The following is a 17111-nucleotide window of genomic DNA, read 5'->3' on the forward strand; positions in this document are numbered from 1 at the left end:
ACCCCGGGATCAGCGGTTGGTGAATTCGGCGGTCCGCTTGTCCACGAACGCCGCCATCCCTTCCTTCTGGTCCGCGGTGGCGAACAGCGAGTGGAACACCCGCCGCTCGAACCGGAGCCCCTCGCTCAGGGTGGTTTCGAAGGACCGGTTCACGGCTTCCTTGGCGATCATGGCGACCGGCAGCGACATCGACGCGATGGTGCCGGCGACCTCGAGCGCGGTATCGAGCAGTTCCGCGGCAGGAACAATCCGCGATACCAGCCCCGCGCGTTCGGCTTCCTCCGCATCCATATTGCGGCCGGTGAGCACCAGGTCCATGGCCTTGGCCTTACCGATCGCGCGGGTGAGCCGCTGCGAACCACCGATACCCGGGATAACGCCCAGCTTGATCTCCGGCTGCCCGAACTTGGCGGTATCGGCGGCGATCAGCAGATCGCAGATCATGGCCAGTTCACACCCGCCGCCCAGGGCGTACCCGCCCACGGCGGCGATGGTCGGCTTGCGGAACTGGGCCAGCCGCTCCCACCGCGCGAAGTAGTCGTCCATGAACATGTCCATATAGGACTTGGGCTGCATTTCCTTGATATCGGCACCGGCGGCGAATGCGCGGTCCGATCCGGTGATCACCACCGCGCCGATCTCGTCATCGCGTTCGAGTTCGTCGAGGGCCGCGACCACATCGTCGAGGACCTGCGCGTTCAGTGCATTCAGCGCCTTGGGCCGGTTCAGCGTGATGAGGCCGACCTTGTCCTTACGCTCCAGCAGAATCGTCTCGAAGTCGGTCACAGCACATCCTCTTCGTCGAAACGGTTACGAATATCGGTGACGATACCGTTCGGGTCTTGCGGGTCGCGGCGGCAGTCCGGCCCGGCAGGTCACCGGCGCCGGTCATTCACCGCTCTCCAGCCGGTGCACGATGTCGCCGATCCAGCCGTCGATCCAGCCGGTCAACTGCCGGTGATCCATTCCGGTCACCGTCTGCCGCTCCCCCACCGACCGGATCAGGTACCGCCCGTCGCCCGGCAGGTCCCGCCACAGCGCGGAGGTCTGGGTGATACCCGGTAGCCGGAAAAGCAGCCTGCTCTGCAGCACCCGCAGGTATCCGGTGCCGGTCGCCGGAGTTTCGAAAAACGTCCTGCACTCCGCGGTACCGATGCCCGGCTCAGAACCGGACTCCACCGTGAACTCGGGTCGCGTACCCGCGCCCACGGCCGGTAGCAACCCGGCCACCGCCGCAGCCAATTCGGCGCCGGGGCATTCGATTACGTCGAAACCTCTACTGTGCTGGGTTGTTTCCCCGATGCGCTGCCGCAGGACGTAGCCCCGCGGGCCCTGGCGGACCGCGTGTACGTAGGTGCACGATTCCGGGGTTCGCGGGTCACGTTCGTCCCAGCCGCGGGCCACCACGATCACGTCCGGCCGGGAGATCGCGCCGGTCATCTCCTCGAACGCGGGATCCGCCCGCGCAGCCAGTGTCCGGCGCGCATCCCCCCGGGCGGCGGCGTAGGCGTCCGCGGACCGGATCCGGCTGGTGAACGTGAACGGTTTGGGTAGCTTGCCGCGGCGGAAATCATCGCAGAGGACCTTGAACTCGATATCGGTGAACAGCCAGCGGCGCGCGGCCTCCGGTGCCTCGGCGAAAATATCGCGCGCTCGGCCCGGCGCGGCCGTCACTCGTCCTCCCGGTTCCATTCCAACCGCGACATCACGAAGGCGACCTGCTCGCCGACCCATCTCACCATCTCGTCGGTACCCGATCCCGCCACCACCGGCGCCGGATGATCCAGCGGGATCACATAGCGGCCGTCGGCCGGCAGATCACGCCACAACACCCCCATATCGATCCGGCCACGCGGACCGAATTTCGAGCGCCCCTGATACACCCGGATATATCCGCTGCGGGTGGCCGGGGTTTCGAAGAAAGCCTTGGCTCGATAGGTGTCGTCGTCCTCGGGTTCGTCGTTGTCCGACACCATCGAAATGCTCGGTGCGAAGCTGCTTTCCCCGCCGGACTCCGACGAGCTCTGCGGGAGCGGGATATCCGGCAACCGACCGGATCCCGCGAAAGGCAGGCCGGCGAGCACCGCATCTCCCAGCGATTCCGGATGGCAAGTGGTGACGTCGAAACCCCCACTGTGTGCCATGGTCTCCCCCGGCCGCTGCGAGATCAGATAGCCGCGGGCGCCGCGGCGTACTGCCAGCATACGGGTCCGCTCCGCGGGATTGTCGAAATCGCCGTCGGTCCAGGCTTGCGCTGCGATGTAGACATCCGGTTTGTCCAGCGCTTTGCCGAGTTCGTCCAGATCCGCATCGGCCAGCCGCAGCAACCGCCCGCGAATATCCGCCTTCGCCATTTCGTAGTCGTTCTCCGGCCGGATCCGGCTGGTGAACGTGAAGGGCCGCGGCAGGTGCGGCTGGCCGTGCTTCTCACACAGCACCTTGAACTCCAGGTCGGTGAGCTCCCAACTACGGTTCACGGTTCGATCACCGGTTTCACCCGATCCGGGACATCCCAGGCCGCATCCAGGTTCTCCCGGCCCTGGAGATACTTCGCCGGTTTGTATTCGTTGTTCTGACCGCCCGCGCTGCCGGCACCCGCACCCGGCGCTCCACCCATCGGTGCACCGCCCATCGGATGCGACGAACCCGTCGGTGACTGGTAGCCGCCGGCCGTCTCCGTCCCGGGGCCCGCCAGTGCCGCCCGGGGGAACAATTGCGAGCTCTGCGGCTCCGGATAGGGCGACAGCGGCGGCGTAACGGCACCCGCCGGCACACCCGCACCCCCACCGGTGCCGCCACCACCGAGCGCGCCGGCCAGCTGATCCAGTTGCTCGCGCGCCGGATCCAGCATGCCTTGTAGATGCTGTTGCAGCTGGGCCGGATCGAGCATTCGAGCCAGCTCTTCCATACCGGGAAGTCCGTTACCGAGCTGGGTGAATGCCTGGATGCCCTGGGTGAGCAGGTTGGACAGGATACCCAGCGGGTCCTGGCCGGCCGCGCTGGATCCGCCGGCGCCGGTACTGGAAGCACCGGAGTCGCGGCCACCCGCACCGCCCTCACCGGTCACCGATTCGAGCAGGTCACCGGCCGAGGAATCCTCGCCGAACAGCGTTTCCGCCGAACCGTACGGCGAATTCTCGTCGTACAGCGACGACAGCGGCGTGTTCTTCAACTCTTCCGGCATTTCCTCCAGCGGTATACCGGTGAGTTCGGACAGGGCATCGGCCAGACTCGGGTCGCCCGAACCGTCCGACGCCGTGATCTTACGATTCTTCAGCGATTCCGGCAGCTGGGATTCCGGGAGGCCGGTGAGTTTGCTGAGAATATCGGCGGCCGTGGGGTTCTTCGGCATCTTGCCACCCCCGAACGCGCCGAAACCACCGCCGGAGGAACCGTGCTCACTACCGCCCCCGGAAGAACCGGAGCCGCCCAAGCCGCCACCGGAGGACCCGTAACCACTCCGGCCGGGACCGAGGCTACTGCTGTTACCGCCGAGACCTGCCCCCGAAGAACCGCCCATGAATTCCTCGGCGGAGGGCATTTCGGGTATCGAGGGAATCTGCGATCCCGTTCCCCCGCCGCCCTGCGAACCACCTCCGCCGGATTTCCCGGAGGACCCGGTCGGGCTCGACTGCCCCGAAGACAGATTGGGGATCGACGACGGGCTGGAACCCGACCCACCCGAACCCAACCCAGCACGTGAACCGGACCCACCTGGGCCGGAACCCACACCACCACCGGTCGGACCGCCGGAACCGGAGCTACCGCCCGGCCCGCTACCGGACCCCGCTCCGCCGCCGTAGCCCGAGCCGCTTGCGCCTTGCTCGTTCTGCGCGTCCTCGTAGCCTTGCTCGTAGCCGTCGTCGTACCCGTCTTGGTAGCCGGAACCGCTACCGCTACCACTACCGGCCCCACTGCCGGAGCCATCGCCACTACCGGAACCACTACCACCACCGGAACCGCTACCACTGTCGGAGCCGTCGCCGCTACCGGAACCGGAACCATCGCCACTGCCGGAGCCGTCACCACTACCGGAACCACTACCACCACCGGAACCGTCGCCACTACCGGAACCATCGCCCTTGCCGCTGCCTGCATCCTTCGTGACCGGACCGTCCAGCAGCGGCATACTCTCCGCCGTGTTCTTCATACCCGTGAGATACGTCTTCTCGAGGGCGGTGCGGAAATTGTCGGTGAGGTTGTCGCAGCCGTACTCCGTATCCGTATCCGCAGGCATGACTTTCTTGGTCTCGTGCAACCAATGCGCCGTGTAATCGAGCAGTTTGCTCACCTGGACGATCGAGGTGAACAAAGGTTCCATATTCTCCTGGTAGGCGGTGACGGCATCGGCCGCACCCTCCGCACCCGAGCCCGTCCAGGACCGGTTCAAGGCCGCGATACCGTCCACGAATGTGGACAGCTTGGTATCGAGGTCGGTACCGAAAGACATCCAGGTGGCCGCATTGTCCATCACCGGTTGCGCCTGGATGGCCTGGCCCAGGTCGTACATCTCCTGGAGCGTCACCGAATCCTTGGCCTCCACGGTCACCACGGATCCCGGATCCTTGTCCGGGAAATCCTTGATCGTCGAGGGGAATTCGGTGGTGGATACGCTCTCGAAACCCTGATTATCGGCCTTGGCCTCACCGAGGTCGGTGCCGTCGGTGCTCGGCTTGTACGACTGCGGGTTACCCGGGAACTTCACCTCACCGAGGCCTTTGAAGGCATCCGCGGAATCCGTTTCGGCATTGTCGTAGGCTTTGCCGGCGGCGATGAACAGATCACCCAATTCGCGCACGATCTTGGCGTGTTCGTTGAGGACGGTGCTGAGCCGGGTGGCTTTCTTACTGAAGACCTCGGCGAGTTCCCGGCCGGAATTGAGCGTGCCGAACGGCGCGAGATCGTTCAGGCCGACCTGCGCAACCGCATCCGCCATACCCAGCAGGTCATCGTGCAGATCAGCGGCGGCCTGGGCACTTTTCAGCGCGTCGGCCGGCACGAACTCCAGCTTGCCGCCGGTCACCTGCCCCGTCAGCCCTGTGATGAGTCCCGGATCGAGAGGCATAAGAGTCACCTTTGTCTATCGGAAATACTGCCTCGCCCGCGCCATCGGACCGCGCGGCAGCCCGGGCTCGCCGCCGCGCGTGGTTGTCAATCCCGGTCCGCGACCACCGAGTGAGGGCCCGCGTCGTCCGGTTCGTCCGGCTTGTTGCCGGGCCAGTCCGGCGAGTCCGGCGACATTGTGGGCGTCGGCGGCGGCTGCGGGATCAGGCCGCCGAGATCCGGTGCCCCTTCGATCATCTCGGACAACTTCGGCATCGAGTTCCGGTGCGTCAGCAGCGGGTCCATCAGCTCCCGGGCCTTCTGCTGCACCTGGGCCGCCGCGTCCTGAACTGCCTTGGTGACGGCCGCCGCGATCTCGTCCATGGTCAGGTCGAGAACATCGTCGGCGAACTTGGTATCGATGAGGACACCGTCGGCATTCACCGTCACCTCGATCCGCTTGTCCTCGGCGAGAACTGTCGCGGTGAGCAACGAACGCTTCTTCTGAACTTCGGCGATACCGCGCATCTGATGACTCAGGCCGGACAGCATCGTCGCCATATCCTCTTGCAGACGTTCGTTCACCACCGCGCTACCTCAGTCCCTTCCGGTCCGGGAGGCGGCGCTCCACACCGAAGCGCACCCTTGCGGATTACAGCGCACGACATTGAATTCTCGGTGGCGTGCATGCGAATTCGGCGCGATACCAAGGCTTCGAGGTGATCAGAACCGGCTGTCCATCTCGTTCAGCTGATCGACCGCATCGCGCTGCCCGGTGGCGAACGCGCCGAACGTGCCGCCGATCCCGTCGACACCGTCCAACAGATTCGGTTTCGAGGTGCCGTACCCATCGTTGTTCTTACCGTTGATGAACTTTTCGCCCATCGAATCGTTACCCCACGGCTGCTTCGTCGAGTCGTTCTCGATCCCGTCCAGCCGGTCACGGAGTCGTTTCCCGACGGCCAGCACCGAATCCGACAACTCCTGGGTCAGATCCGCCGCATGTCCCAACGCCCGCCGATCCACCTCTACGCGATCCGCCATGATCTCCTCCTCACCGCCGGCTCACGCCGGTTCATTTCAAGGTGAACGGCACATCGACCGAGGAGCTCCCCCGGCCCGCGCCGCCGAACATTTCTCCGGGTGCCACCACCGTGCCGTCCGGCACCACCGCGCCGGACGGAATCACCGCGCCCTCACCTACCACCACGTCGTTGCCGACCTGGGCACCCGGATGAACCACCACCCCCCGCGCCAGGACGGTGCCGGCGCCGATGACGGCGTCGCTCTCCACCGACACACCCGACTGGACGACGGCGCCTCGACCGATCCGCACACCGTCGCCGACGACCGCACCGGCATCCACCTGTGCGCCCGGCTCGATCGTCGCCCCGGGGTCGACCTTCGCCTCGGGATGTATCACCGGCGGCTCCGGCGGATCGTCGGGCGGTTGCTCGCCCGGATCGGTTCCCGCCGGTACCGCGTTCTCGGGTAGCCAGCCCTCACCCGCGGAATCCGGTGCCCGGAACTCGGGGATCGGGTAGGGCACCTTCATCGGCCAGCGCTGCGGTCGCGGTTTACCGCGCACATCCTTGCCCTCGCCGATGAAATGCGGGTCCCGGTTCTCGTCGAACCAAGCCCGGGCAGCCTGATAGTGCTCCACCGAATTTCGTTCCAATCCCAGGACCTGCCACATCTCCGGCGGCCGGGTCCGGTCGCCGTCGCCCAGCCCGGCGGGCACCCTGTTCCACTGTTGCTGGAGCGTGTGATCGATCTGCTGCTGCAGATCGTCCATCGCAGCCTGCCGCTGCTCCCGCTGCTCCGGCGTTTGCTGGTTCTCCTGCTCATGGATCGACCGCAATTCATCCAACTGCCGCCGGCGCTCGCGCTGCTCTCGCAACTCTGCTTCGTGCTGCTGTAGCCGTGCCACCTGCTCGCGCAACCACCTCTGATGCGCGATCTGCTCCGCCCGATCCGGTCGAAGCAATCGCCCCGAAGGCGGACGGTCCGGATCCGGCCCCGGCGGCGGAGGCGTACCCGGCGGGGGTGGCGTACCCGGCGGCGGGGTTCCAGGAGGCGACGGCGTACCCGGAGGTGAGTGCGGCGGAGGCGGCGGCGGTGAGTGCGGCGGAGGCGGCGGCGTGTCCTCACGACGCACCACCGACGGATCCGGCGGCAACGGCGCATCCTCACCACGCACCACCGACGGATCCGGCGGCAACGGCGCATCCTCATCCGCACGCAGCGACGGCGACCCTGCCCTCGAGAGGTCCGGGGACCCCGCACGCGACGGCGGCAGCCCCAGCCTCGACGGGTCGGGCGAACCCGCAGACGAAGGCGGCAACCCCACACGCGACGGATCCGGCGGCGGGGTTCCCGGCGGCGGTGGCGTACCCGGCGGCGGCGTATCCCCTCGCGACGACAACGGCGGCCCGCCGGTCGATGACGAATCACCCTGCGGCGCCGGCGTGCCGGAACTGCCCAACGGCGATACGTTCCTGTCCAGCGGGCGGTCGAAGATACTGTCGCCATCCGGCAACGGGGACACCGAGCGCACCGCCGCCCGGTCCGGCGGCGAGGGCGCGCCCTCATCTGCACGCGGCGGCAGTGCCCCTGTCACCGAGGGATCCGACGATCCGGCACGCGACGGCGGCACCCCCGCGGCCGACGGCGGCGCACCCGCACGCGACGGATCCGCTGGCCCTGTCGTCGAGAAGTCCGGCGACCCCGCGCGCGACGGCGGCAACGCAAACCCTTCCAGCAACCGCGACGGCGGCGGTAGCGGGCGCACCGGTATCGGGTGATGTAGAGGCGGCGTATCCCCTCGCGACGACAACGGTGGCCCGCCGGTCGGCGACGAATCGCCCCGCGACGGTGATGGGGGCCCACCGGTCACCCCGGAATCACCCCGTGGCGCCGGCGTGCCCGGACCGCTCAACGGCGATACGTTCCCGTCCAGCGGGCGGTTGAAGATACTGTCGTCATCAGCCAACGGGGACACCGAACGCATCCCGTCCACTCCCGGAGCCGGCGACCCGGCGAGCGGAGTGGCGTCGTACAAATCTGCGGACGTATCGGACCCCCAGTCGTGGATTCCCCTGGTCTCGAAGCCGCCCGGCCCGGGGTCTCGTGGGCCGCCGAACGACGTGCCTCCTTCGGCTCCCCACGCCGATGTCTCCCCGGTCGTCGAGAACCAGTGACTGTGCGGCAAAGGCGAGAACTCCGGTGCCGAATGCGACCGTCCTGGACCACCGGTCTCACCGAAAGCCCCTTCTGCACCATGACCACCGAATCCGGCACTGCCACCCGGCGCAAAACCACCCCCACCGAACTCACCACCACCACCCGGAGTAATTCCCGAAGCCGCGATGACTCCGCGTCCATCCGCCTCGCTTCCTTCGCGGCTCCCCTCGCGGCTCACCTCCGGGCTCCCTCCCCGGCTCACCTCCGGGCTCCCTCCCCGGGTCCCCTCGTGTCCACCGTCCCGGTCCCCTCCCCCGCCGTCCCCGGTACCGGCATTGCCGGCGAATAACCCCGGCCCCTCATATTTCGACAAGAACCACGCATTTCCGCGCAACCAGGAGTCTTTCCGGAAGGCCGACCTGTTGGTGAAGCCGTCGGTCGTTTGTGGCACATAGCTGTTGAAAGCCGAGGCACCGCGGGCCCCGCCCACCAGCGCGCCCTGGGCGAAGTTCCCGACCCAGCCCGGCCCGTTGGTGAACGCCGAGAAATCGCCGCCGGCGGCCAGGGCCGTGGCCAAGTTGCCGAATACCGCCCCGAATCCGTCGGACATGGCGCCGATGAACATTCCGTTCGCCGTCCGGCCGGCAACATTGTTCAGGTATTTTCCCGCCACCTTCTCGATACCTTCGCCCAGGTACCGGCCGAACTCCCGGGCCGGGATGGCTCCGGCGGCGCCACCGAGAGCGGACAGGCCGAACTCCTGCCCGTTGAACGAGCGTCGTTTACCGTCGGCGATCTGTCCGGCTTGGATACTGCCGTTGATCGCCATCGGGACGACCGCGCCTTCCGCGGCCCGGGCACCGTACACACCCCAGCCCTTCGCGGTGGGCCAGCCGGGATTGCCTTTTGCCAGCTCTTTCCAGAAATGGCGCTGTGTGGTCGGCGCTCCCGCCCGCCGGGCGATGTTCTGGATGGTCTTCTGCACAAAGTCCTGAATGATCTTGAGGTACGACCGGGTGGAGGCGATCGCGGCCGCCTCCACCGCGGGGGCGGTCGGCGGAAACAGCCAGGCCCAGGCGATTTCGATGGCAAGCCAACAGAGGGTGACGATGATGGTGAGTTTGGTGGCCTGTAACTCGGTGCCCATATCGAAGGTCGAACCGTATTGGGCTTCCATCGAGGTGGCCAGTTGCTCCAGCGATTGGTCACCGCTGCGCAGCATGTCGTAGCGGGCACCCATTTCGGTGCGGGCGTCTCCCTCTTCGTAGGCCTCCATGGTGGCATGTTTGGCGTCGTCGATCTTTACGAGCAGGTCGAGGAGTTCTTTGCTCGCCTCCTGCCAAGCCGCGGCGACTTCCCAGGCTTTGTCCTCGTCGCCGTCCGGCCACTGTGCACCCGCTATCCAGCCGAGCCACCGGAGCTCGGGAGGGAGGTACAAACTCATAGCAGCGCAGCTCCGACGGCTCGGGATCGCGGACCAGGGTCGGTAGACCGGTTCGATTCTGGCGTGCGCCGTTGAATTCTCCATGGCGCGCAGGCGAATTCGAACCGATTTCCCGGAGAAGCCGCCCGTGCGAGCCCTGGCCGTAATCAAGAAACCGCACGCTGCTGGTGTCGATGATGGTGCTGGTGGGGGTCGCGGCGGTTTCGTGCCATTCGTAGCGGCAGGGGTGTGGAAATCGCTCAGCAGGGAACGTTGCAGGTCAGGGACGAACGCCGAGTCGTGGCGGGCCGGACCCAGCGTGCTGTTCCGCGCCGATTCCGGTGGCGGCACCCACGAATTCCTCGCCTACTGCCACCGCCGCCGAGTCCAGGACGGCCATGTCGATATACGCAACTCAAAGAACACGGCAGGCCCCGCGCTGATCTTCACCCAGGATGTGTGGGACGCCTTCACGCTCGAATCCAGGTAGGTGGTTCCGCCTTCTCTGCCTGAAGTCGCTCACTCGGGACGACGCCGCGCCCATTCCTGGTCGTCTTGTGGGCACGGCTCAGCCATAGCGAGCCACCGCCAGTATTGCTCGGTGGAATCAGGCGCCGGTCCGGCACGTCATACACTTGCGAGCGAAGTATCTGGCAGCTGACGGGAGCAGTAGTGGGGCATCGGACGACAGCAGCGGTCGCGTTACCGGTGGGAGCCCTCCTAACGCTAACCGGTTGTGATGCCACCGGGGAATCGGTGACACCGGAGACGAGTGCAGATGCGGTGCCGACGAACCAAGTCCTGCGGGATCCGTGCGCCCAGGTAAGCGACGATATTCTGCGGCAAATGGGCTTAGATCCGGCGATGCGTAACAACACGATTTCGGATGTGGAGGACGACGAGGGGTGGAAGTTGTGCTCCTGGAAAGACAAACCTGTGCGGGAGAACTATAAGCTCGGCATTTGGGCGACAACGCACGCGATCGAGGATTCGAAGCAGGACAAGAACAACATCAGCTTCACCGATATTACTATTTCTGATCTGGCGGGTGTGCCGTTCAAGCGGGCAGAAGACACGCACGATGAGGTGTGTGATTTGAGCTTTCGGGCACATGGTGGCGCGATCGACATATCGATCTACAAGGCGGTTTCGACGCGGGATGACAGGGATCCCTGCGACATGGCAAATCCGCTGCATAAGTTCTTGTCCCGGTACTCCTAGTTCAGGAGGGGTTTCCGCGAGTTTGGAAGAGAACATATCGCAGTGGGAATACCGGGCTGGCGAGGCGCAAGCCGGTATGTCTACCGCACTGTCCGATCTCTGACGCCGCATTGAACGGTAGAGATACACAGCGAGTTGAAGGATTTGTCGGGTGGAGCCGGATCACAGAATCGTGGTAGTTGGCCAGGGGTACGTCGGGCTTCCGATCGCGATGGCGGCGGTGGATGCAGGATTGACCGTCGTCGCGGTGGAAAACGATCTGCGGCGACTGACAGACCTTCGCTGTGGCAGATCGTACGTCGAGTCGGTTTCGAATCAGCAGTTGGTGGCGGCAACCGCTTCGGGTGCCTATCAGCCGGTTGAAATGCTGTCTCCCGATATAGATTTTGATGTCGCCGTCATCGCGGTGCCGACCCCACTCGGCATCGATGGGGCGCCGGACATATCGGCGATACAGGCGGCGGCACGGATGGTTGGTGCTGTCATGCGACCGGGATGCCTGATCACCCTCGAGTCGACGTCCTATCCGGGAACCACCGAAGATGTCGTTGTTCCTATTCTCAGCGATGCGTCGGGATCGACCGCCGGACGTGATTTCCATGTTGCGTTCAGCCCCGAACGAATCGATCCGGGATCGACATGGGCGGTGGCGAAGATTCCGAAGCTGGTTGGCGGGATCGACGTAGAGTCGACTGCCCGGGCCTGCCGGTTCTATGAGAAGTTCATCAATGAGGTCGTTCCGGTGCGGGGTACGCGCGAAGCGGAGCTGGCGAAACTGATCGAGAATACGTTCCGATTCGTCAATATCGCGTTGGTGAACGAGATGGCCGCCGTATTCAGTGACTCCGGAATCGATCTGCTGGAGAGTCTTCGCGGGGCAGCAACCAAACCGTTCGGGTACCTGCCGTTTCATCCTGGCCCAGGAATCGGAGGGCACTGCCTGCCGGTAGACGTCGTCTATCTGACGTGGTATGTCCGTACGGTCCTCGGTCGTACGCTGCGTACGGCCGAGGCTGCGGTGTCAGCCAACGTCGATACACCGCTGCAGGTCGTTGACCGTATCGCAGAAGCCTTGAATGATCGAAACCGAAAGGTTAAAGGCGCTCGAATCGTGTTACTGGGGTTGAGTTACAAGGCGAACATCGGTGATATCCGAAACTCCGCAAGCGTCGCCGTGGCACGTGAGCTCTTCAATCGCGGCGCGATTGTGCAGGCGATCGATCCTCACGTCGATCCGGGACTGCCCGAACTGGCTGCCTGGCCCATGATCCCGTTGACATCAGAGGCGTTACGGGTCGCCGATATCGTTGCGCTGTTGGTTGATCATGACAGTTTCGATACCGTCCAGATTCGTCAGGAATCGACGGTATTGCTCGATTTCACCGGACCACGTACAGGAGCGAACACATGACCGGGAAACCGAGGACACATGCGAGCCCGCCCAGGAATGATGAGCGCGGCTATTTCGACTCCGCGCCGACCCTTGATCTGGTCGCGATCGACCATCCATATCGTCGGCTACCCAAGGTGGCAGTAGTGACCGGCGCCGCTGGCTTCATCGGCTCTCACCTGGTCGAGGCATTACTGAACCGCGGTGTCGAGGTACGGGGCCTGGACAACATGAGTACGGGATCGGAGGAGAACCTCGCCGACATCGCACGTCGGGCGGGGCGCAATTGGCACCGCTTCGAACTCATCACAGGCGATATCCGCTCGCCCGACGACTGCGAACACGCGCTACGCGGCGCAGATACGGTGTTTCACGAGGCGGCGTTGAACTCCGTACCTCGCTCGCTCCAGATCCCGATCACGGTTGCCGAAAACAACGTCCTCGGAATGGCGACACTGCTGCACACTGCGGTATCGGTCGGTGTAGAACGATTCATCTTCGCCAGTTCCAGCTCGGTCTACGGGAACGTCCCCGACATGGTGCGCCGAGAGGACCTACTGGGCGTCGCGCTGTCGCCGTATGCCGCGAGCAAGCAAGCCGCGGAATCCTTCGCTCGCTGCTATCACGAGATGGGAAATATATCGGTCACCGGACTGCGATACTTCAATGTTTTCGGACCTAGGCAGAATCCGCACGGGCCCTATTCTGCGGTCGTACCGAGGTGGATTCAGGCGATGACAGAGGGCCGCGACGTCCAGATCTACGGCGATGGCAAACAGCAGCGCGACTTCACCCACGTGGCGAATATTGTGCACGCCAACCTGCTTGCGTGCGACACATCGTGTGGCGGGGGCGAGATATTCAACGTCGGCACTCAGCGGGCGATCTCATTGCTCGACTTGTTCGACACGATCAAGGCGACCACAGTGGAGGTAACGGGTAGCGAAGACATAACCACACATATGCCCTCGTTCACCGATGAACGGCCAGGAGACGTCCGCTCGGCCTCAGCGGATCTCACCAAGATCAATACTGTGCTCGGGTACGGTCCAGTGGTCGACTTCACCAGAGGAATGCAGCAGACCGTCGGGTGGTTCGTGGATCATCAGCGCTCGTAAACGGGATATACTTCGTTCACGCTGCGGAGCCGCTCTTCCAGCAGGATTCGGCATCCTCGAACCAAACGATCGACCGGTTCCCACGCGATACCGAGCCGAAGCCGAGCGTCCGGATCCGGGTCGACCTGGAATGGTGTCCCGGCTGTGACCTGCACACCGGACCGCTGTCGACGATGGTAGCCGAACTATACCTGGGCGCCGCGAGGTGTCACACCGATTCTGCGGCATCGGTTTTCGCGGAAACGCATGTCCATGTCGGGGGCGCTGGCCTACCGTCCCGACCGCAGTGAGGCCGCGTTCGTGTTCGCTATGAAAGAGGGTACCTACAACACCGGATCGCTCGTCGTTCGCGCAGGCCGTAATCAAGAAACCGGCATACTGCTGGTGTCGATGATGGCGCTGGAGGGGGGCGCGGCGGTTTCGTGCCGTTCGTAGCGGCAGGGGTGTGGAAATCGCTCAGCGAGGAAGCGTTGCAGGTCAGGGCCGAACGCCGGGTCGTCGAAGTTGAGGAACCTTACCTCTGCCGCGCTGGTAAGGGAGACGATCTCGTCATATGCCGGGGGTTTGCCATAGAAGCCCACCCGGCTGCCCTCCGTTTTGAGATGCACCAGCGGTCGCGGGTAGTGCTTCTGGATGTGGCTCGGAATGGCGGTGGTGCCCATCAGGCCCTGGAAGCGGTCCTCGGTGACGAAATCCCGTAGATCGCGATAGGCGTCCAGCACCCACTGCTTCCGGAACCAGGCCGGCGTATGCGTTTCATAGTTGAGCGTGCCGTAGCCGAGGCGTTTGAGCAGGTCATGCGTCCGCCACAGACTGTCCTTCCACAGGCCTGTGCCGCGACTATCGAGGGTCGCCAGATCCTGTAGATAGCGGTTCCGCCGGGCCTCGTCGGGCGTGAGATCGCGGATCAGAACGAAGTCGTCGGCGAAGCGGATGTATTCCTCGTCCAGTTCCGGTAGCAGGGCCGTGAGATAGAACATCAGGAAGGTATTCGTGACGGGCGTTCTGTAGGGGCCGATCCAGGCGATTGCCTCGTGTGGAACATGGAAGATTCCGCTCTCCGGACCCGCCAGCCATTCCGGCCGATCGCCGAACACCACCACCCGCCTCACCCACGGCATGTAGCGTTCGACGCTCCGCAGCGAATACTTCAGTTCGAGGTCACCGAATGGACTGTGTTTGAGGAAATAAAGAACATCCATCGCCTGGACTTTCCGGAGGGGGGTGAAGGGCAGGGCTCAGTCGAAGTCGTGAACTGAGTATGGCCGAGGCTATTCGACAGGTGTGGCATCGGGTCCCAGAAGGTTCCGGTCGCGCTTGCCGCGTCACCGGCGGGCTGCTCGGCGAAACCACCGGGGGTTTCGCCGGAGGCGCTGTTGATGAACCCTGCCATACGTCGGCTTCCTCCCTGAAATGCTCCCTGCCATTGTGTTTCATTCTCCCCAGTGGGAAACGCGGAGAATACGATGGCGGAACCGACGGCGCAGGACCGCGAAACCGAGACCGCCAAGGCGTGAAACCACACCGGGGCTGGACCGTTGGCCTCGATTTTTCGTGAGGGGTGGGTTGGTCCGATGGGGGTCAGCCGAACCGGCCCAGCTCCTGAGGCACGAAGCCTCAGTTGCCGGGCCGGTCGGGGGGTTACCGGTCAGGCACGAACACGTGTGCGGCCAGGCGCCCACACGACCGTGCCGCTGCTCTGAGGATCTTCAGCCGGCGGTCTGCGATCCACCGCTGCGTTCGCGGACCTCGGTGATGATCGCCGAGAAGTCCCGGCCGCCGGAGGTTTCGTTGAACTCGCGGTAGATCTCAGCCGCCAGTTCGCCGATGCGACCGTGGACCCCGTTGGCCCGCAGGGCTTCCGCGGCCAGACCCAGATCCTTGTTCATCAGGGCGGTGGCGAACCCGGGCTGGTAGTCGTTGTTCGCCGGGCTGGTCGGCACCGGGCCCGGGACCGGGCAATAGGTGGTGAGCGCCCAGCTCTGCCCGGACGCCGTGGACACCACATCGAAGAACGACTGGTGGCTCAGTCCCAGCTTCTCCCCCAGCACCAGCGCCTCGGACAGGCCGATCATCGAGATTCCGAGCAGCATGTTGTTGCAGATCTTGGCCGCCTGCCCGACCCCGGCGCCGCCGCAGTGCACAACCTTGGCGCCCATCACCTCCAGCACCGGCAGTGCCTCGGCGAAATCGGCTTCCGCCCCACCGACCATGAAGGTGAGCGTGCCGGCGGCCGCACCCGAAACACCGCCGGAGACCGGTGCGTCCAGTGCCCGATGCCCGGCAGCAGTCGCTGCCTCCGCGGCCGCTTTGGCATCACCGACATCGATGGTCGAGCAGTCCACGAACAAGGTGTTCGGCTGCGCGACCGGCAGCAGTTCGGCGTACACATCACGCACCAGCTTGCCGTTGGTGAGCATCGTGATGACGATATCGCGACCGGTGGCGGCCGCGGCCCCGGTATCCACCAGTGCCACATTGTCTTTGCGGGCCTGCTCCTGCGCCGCGGCCGACGGGTCGTAGGCGTGCACCTCGTATCCGGCCTTGACCAGGTTCGCCGCCATGGGCCCGCCCATATGGCCGAGGCCGAGGAAACCGATCGTCTTGCTCATTACTTTTCCTCCGGAATCGTCAAACCCAGTTCCCGTTCGCCCAGTTCGGCGAAGTACGCGTCGACCTGGGCGGTGGTGACCTCGGTCAGGGCCGCGGGCGACCATTGCGGGTTGCGGTCCTTGTCGACCACCTGCGCGCGAATCCCCTCGACCAGATCGTGCGAGGCCAGCGAGGCGATCGATACGCGGTACTCCTCGTTCAGCACCGCCTCCAGGCTCGTGGCCGTGCGGGCCGACCGCAGCGAGCGCAGGGTGACCTGTAGCGCGACCGGTGATTTACCGAGTATCGCGGTGGCGGCCGCATTCGCCTCGGTATCGGCGTGCTCCTGTAGATGGGCGACGATTTCGGCGACCGTCTCCGCGCCGTAGCAGGAGTCGATCCAGTCCCGCTGTCCGAGCAGCGTCGATTCCGGTGCCTCGGCCGCGTATTTGGCGATCGCGATATCCGCGGATTCGGTCTGCAGGGTGGTGAGCAGGGCCGGAACCTGCTCGGCGGGAACGTAATAGTCCGCGAATCCGGTGGCGATCGCATCGCCGGCCTTCATCCGCGCCGTGGTGAGCGCGATATGGGTGCCCAGTTCGCCCGGCGCCCGCGACAGCAGATACGTACCACCGACATCCGGGATGAACCCGATCCCGACCTCGGGCATCCCGATGGTCGATTTCTCGGTGACGATCCGGTGGCTGCCGTGCGCGGACAGCCCGACCCCGCCGCCCATCACGATCCCGTCCATCACCGCGACATACGGTTTCGGGAAGCGGCCGATGAGCGCGTTGAGAATGTACTCGTCGCGCCAGAACTTCCCGGTGGCCGAATCCGCCGCTGACCCCACGTGCCCGGCCGCCTGCTGTTCCTTGGCGTCGTGATGGATGGCGACGATATCGCCACCCGCGCACAGCCCACGTTCACCGGCGCCGGTGATGGCGACGGTGCGTACCGAATCGTCGGTGGCCCAGGCCCGCAACTGCTCGGTGATGGTGCGCGTCATGGCGTGGTTCAGCGCGTTGATGGCCTTGGGCCGGTTCAGGGTGAGGAGTCCCAGGCCGTCACGCTGTTCGACCAGGACTTCGGGTTCGTCGCTCATACAGTTCCTTCCACGCACGCCGGCGACTCCGATGCG

The 17111-nt window shown here is 65.0% G+C and carries 14 protein-coding genes; 4 read left to right on the plus strand and 10 right to left on the minus strand.

From position 1 onward, the window contains the following. Positions 1–9: 9 nt before the first annotated feature. From QH196_RS22380 to QH196_RS22410, 7 genes are all read right to left on the minus strand, one after another. Positions 10–786: an enoyl-CoA hydratase gene (locus tag QH196_RS22380; RefSeq protein WP_280417777.1), complete on the minus strand. Its 777-nt coding sequence runs from the start codon at positions 784–786 to the stop codon at positions 10–12. A gap of 102 nt (positions 787–888) precedes the next feature. Beyond that, positions 889–1674: an ESX secretion-associated protein EspG gene (locus tag QH196_RS22385; protein ID WP_280417778.1), complete on the minus strand. Its 786-nt coding sequence runs from the start codon at positions 1672–1674 to the stop codon at positions 889–891. Beyond that, on the minus strand, positions 1671–2477 hold the full coding sequence (locus tag QH196_RS22390) for an ESX secretion-associated protein EspG (RefSeq protein WP_280417779.1): 807 nt from the start codon (positions 2475–2477) through the stop codon (positions 1671–1673). Before QH196_RS22390 ends, QH196_RS22385 begins: the two co-directional genes overlap by 4 nt. Continuing rightward, the gene (locus QH196_RS22395; protein WP_280417780.1) at positions 2474–5065 is read right to left on the minus strand and encodes a hypothetical protein; all 2592 of its coding nucleotides are present in this window, start codon (positions 5063–5065) and stop codon (positions 2474–2476) included. The genes QH196_RS22390 and QH196_RS22395 overlap by 4 nt, the downstream gene beginning before the upstream one ends. An 86-nt stretch (positions 5066–5151) precedes the next feature. Beyond that, entirely contained in the window at positions 5152–5631 is a 480-nt protein-coding gene (locus QH196_RS22400) for a YbaB/EbfC family nucleoid-associated protein (protein ID WP_280417781.1), read from the minus strand. A 135-nt stretch (positions 5632–5766) separates the two neighbouring features. After that, positions 5767–6087 carry a hypothetical protein gene (locus QH196_RS22405; protein ID WP_280417782.1) on the minus strand — a complete coding sequence of 107 codons (321 nt, stop codon included), beginning with the start codon at positions 6085–6087 and terminating at the stop codon, positions 5767–5769. 31 nt (positions 6088–6118) lie between these two features. Next, positions 6119–9670, minus strand: a complete 3552-nt coding sequence (locus QH196_RS22410; protein WP_280417783.1) for a hypothetical protein — start codon at positions 9668–9670, stop codon at positions 6119–6121. A gap of 298 nt (positions 9671–9968) precedes the next feature. Here QH196_RS22410 and QH196_RS22415 point away from each other — a divergent pair, with 298 nt between their 5' ends. The 4 genes from QH196_RS22415 to QH196_RS22430 all read left to right on the plus strand — a co-directional run bounded on the left by QH196_RS22415 (position 9969) and on the right by QH196_RS22430 (position 13378). Continuing rightward, positions 9969–10139 (plus strand): DUF397 domain-containing protein, encoded by a 171-nt coding sequence (locus tag QH196_RS22415; protein ID WP_280417784.1) that lies wholly within the window; start codon positions 9969–9971, stop codon positions 10137–10139. A 218-nt stretch (positions 10140–10357) separates the two neighbouring features. Next, on the plus strand, positions 10358–10870 hold the full coding sequence (locus tag QH196_RS22420; protein ID WP_280417839.1) for a DUF3558 domain-containing protein: 513 nt from the start codon (positions 10358–10360) through the stop codon (positions 10868–10870). Positions 10871–11021: 151 nt separating this feature from the next. Beyond that, the gene (locus tag QH196_RS22425) at positions 11022–12281 is read left to right on the plus strand and encodes a nucleotide sugar dehydrogenase (RefSeq protein ID WP_280417785.1); all 1260 of its coding nucleotides are present in this window, start codon (positions 11022–11024) and stop codon (positions 12279–12281) included. Beyond that, positions 12278–13378 (plus strand): NAD-dependent epimerase/dehydratase family protein, encoded by a 1101-nt coding sequence (locus QH196_RS22430; protein ID WP_280417786.1) that lies wholly within the window; start codon positions 12278–12280, stop codon positions 13376–13378. The genes QH196_RS22425 and QH196_RS22430 overlap by 4 nt, the downstream gene beginning before the upstream one ends. Before the next feature lie 362 nt (positions 13379–13740). Here the strand turns inward: QH196_RS22430 and QH196_RS22435 are convergent, their stop codons facing one another. From QH196_RS22435 to QH196_RS22445, 3 genes are all read right to left on the minus strand, one after another. Further along, positions 13741–14580: a hypothetical protein gene (locus QH196_RS22435; RefSeq protein ID WP_280417787.1), complete on the minus strand. Its 840-nt coding sequence runs from the start codon at positions 14578–14580 to the stop codon at positions 13741–13743. A 507-nt stretch (positions 14581–15087) separates the two neighbouring features. Beyond that, positions 15088–15990 carry a 3-hydroxyisobutyrate dehydrogenase gene (mmsB, locus tag QH196_RS22440; protein ID WP_280417788.1) on the minus strand — a complete coding sequence of 301 codons (903 nt, stop codon included), beginning with the start codon at positions 15988–15990 and terminating at the stop codon, positions 15088–15090. Then, the gene (locus tag QH196_RS22445) at positions 15990–17075 is read right to left on the minus strand and encodes an enoyl-CoA hydratase/isomerase family protein (protein ID WP_280417789.1); all 1086 of its coding nucleotides are present in this window, start codon (positions 17073–17075) and stop codon (positions 15990–15992) included. The genes mmsB and QH196_RS22445 overlap by 1 nt, the downstream gene beginning before the upstream one ends. Positions 17076–17111 lie beyond the last annotated feature (36 nt).

Source organism: Nocardia carnea, from assembly GCF_029868325.1.
Classification (GTDB): domain Bacteria; phylum Actinomycetota; class Actinomycetes; order Mycobacteriales; family Mycobacteriaceae; genus Nocardia; species Nocardia carnea_C.

Excerpts from the sequence above, each read along its gene's own strand:
- QH196_RS22410 (WP_280417783.1), bottom strand. The coding sequence starts at position 9,670 with ATGAGTTTGTACCTCCCTCCCGAGCTCCGGTGGCTCGGCTGGATAGCG.
- QH196_RS22435 (WP_280417787.1), bottom strand. The coding sequence starts at position 14,580 with ATGGATGTTCTTTATTTCCTCAAACACAGTCCATTCGGTGACCTCGAA.
- QH196_RS22430 (WP_280417786.1), top strand. The coding sequence starts at position 12,278 with ATGACCGGGAAACCGAGGACACATGCGAGCCCGCCCAGGAATGATGAG.
- QH196_RS22445 (WP_280417789.1), bottom strand. The coding sequence starts at position 17,075 with ATGAGCGACGAACCCGAAGTCCTGGTCGAACAGCGTGACGGCCTGGGA.
- QH196_RS22405 (WP_280417782.1), bottom strand. The coding sequence starts at position 6,087 with ATGGCGGATCGCGTAGAGGTGGATCGGCGGGCGTTGGGACATGCGGCG.
- QH196_RS22395 (WP_280417780.1), bottom strand. The coding sequence starts at position 5,065 with ATGCCTCTCGATCCGGGACTCATCACAGGGCTGACGGGGCAGGTGACC.
- mmsB (WP_280417788.1), bottom strand. The coding sequence starts at position 15,990 with ATGAGCAAGACGATCGGTTTCCTCGGCCTCGGCCATATGGGCGGGCCC.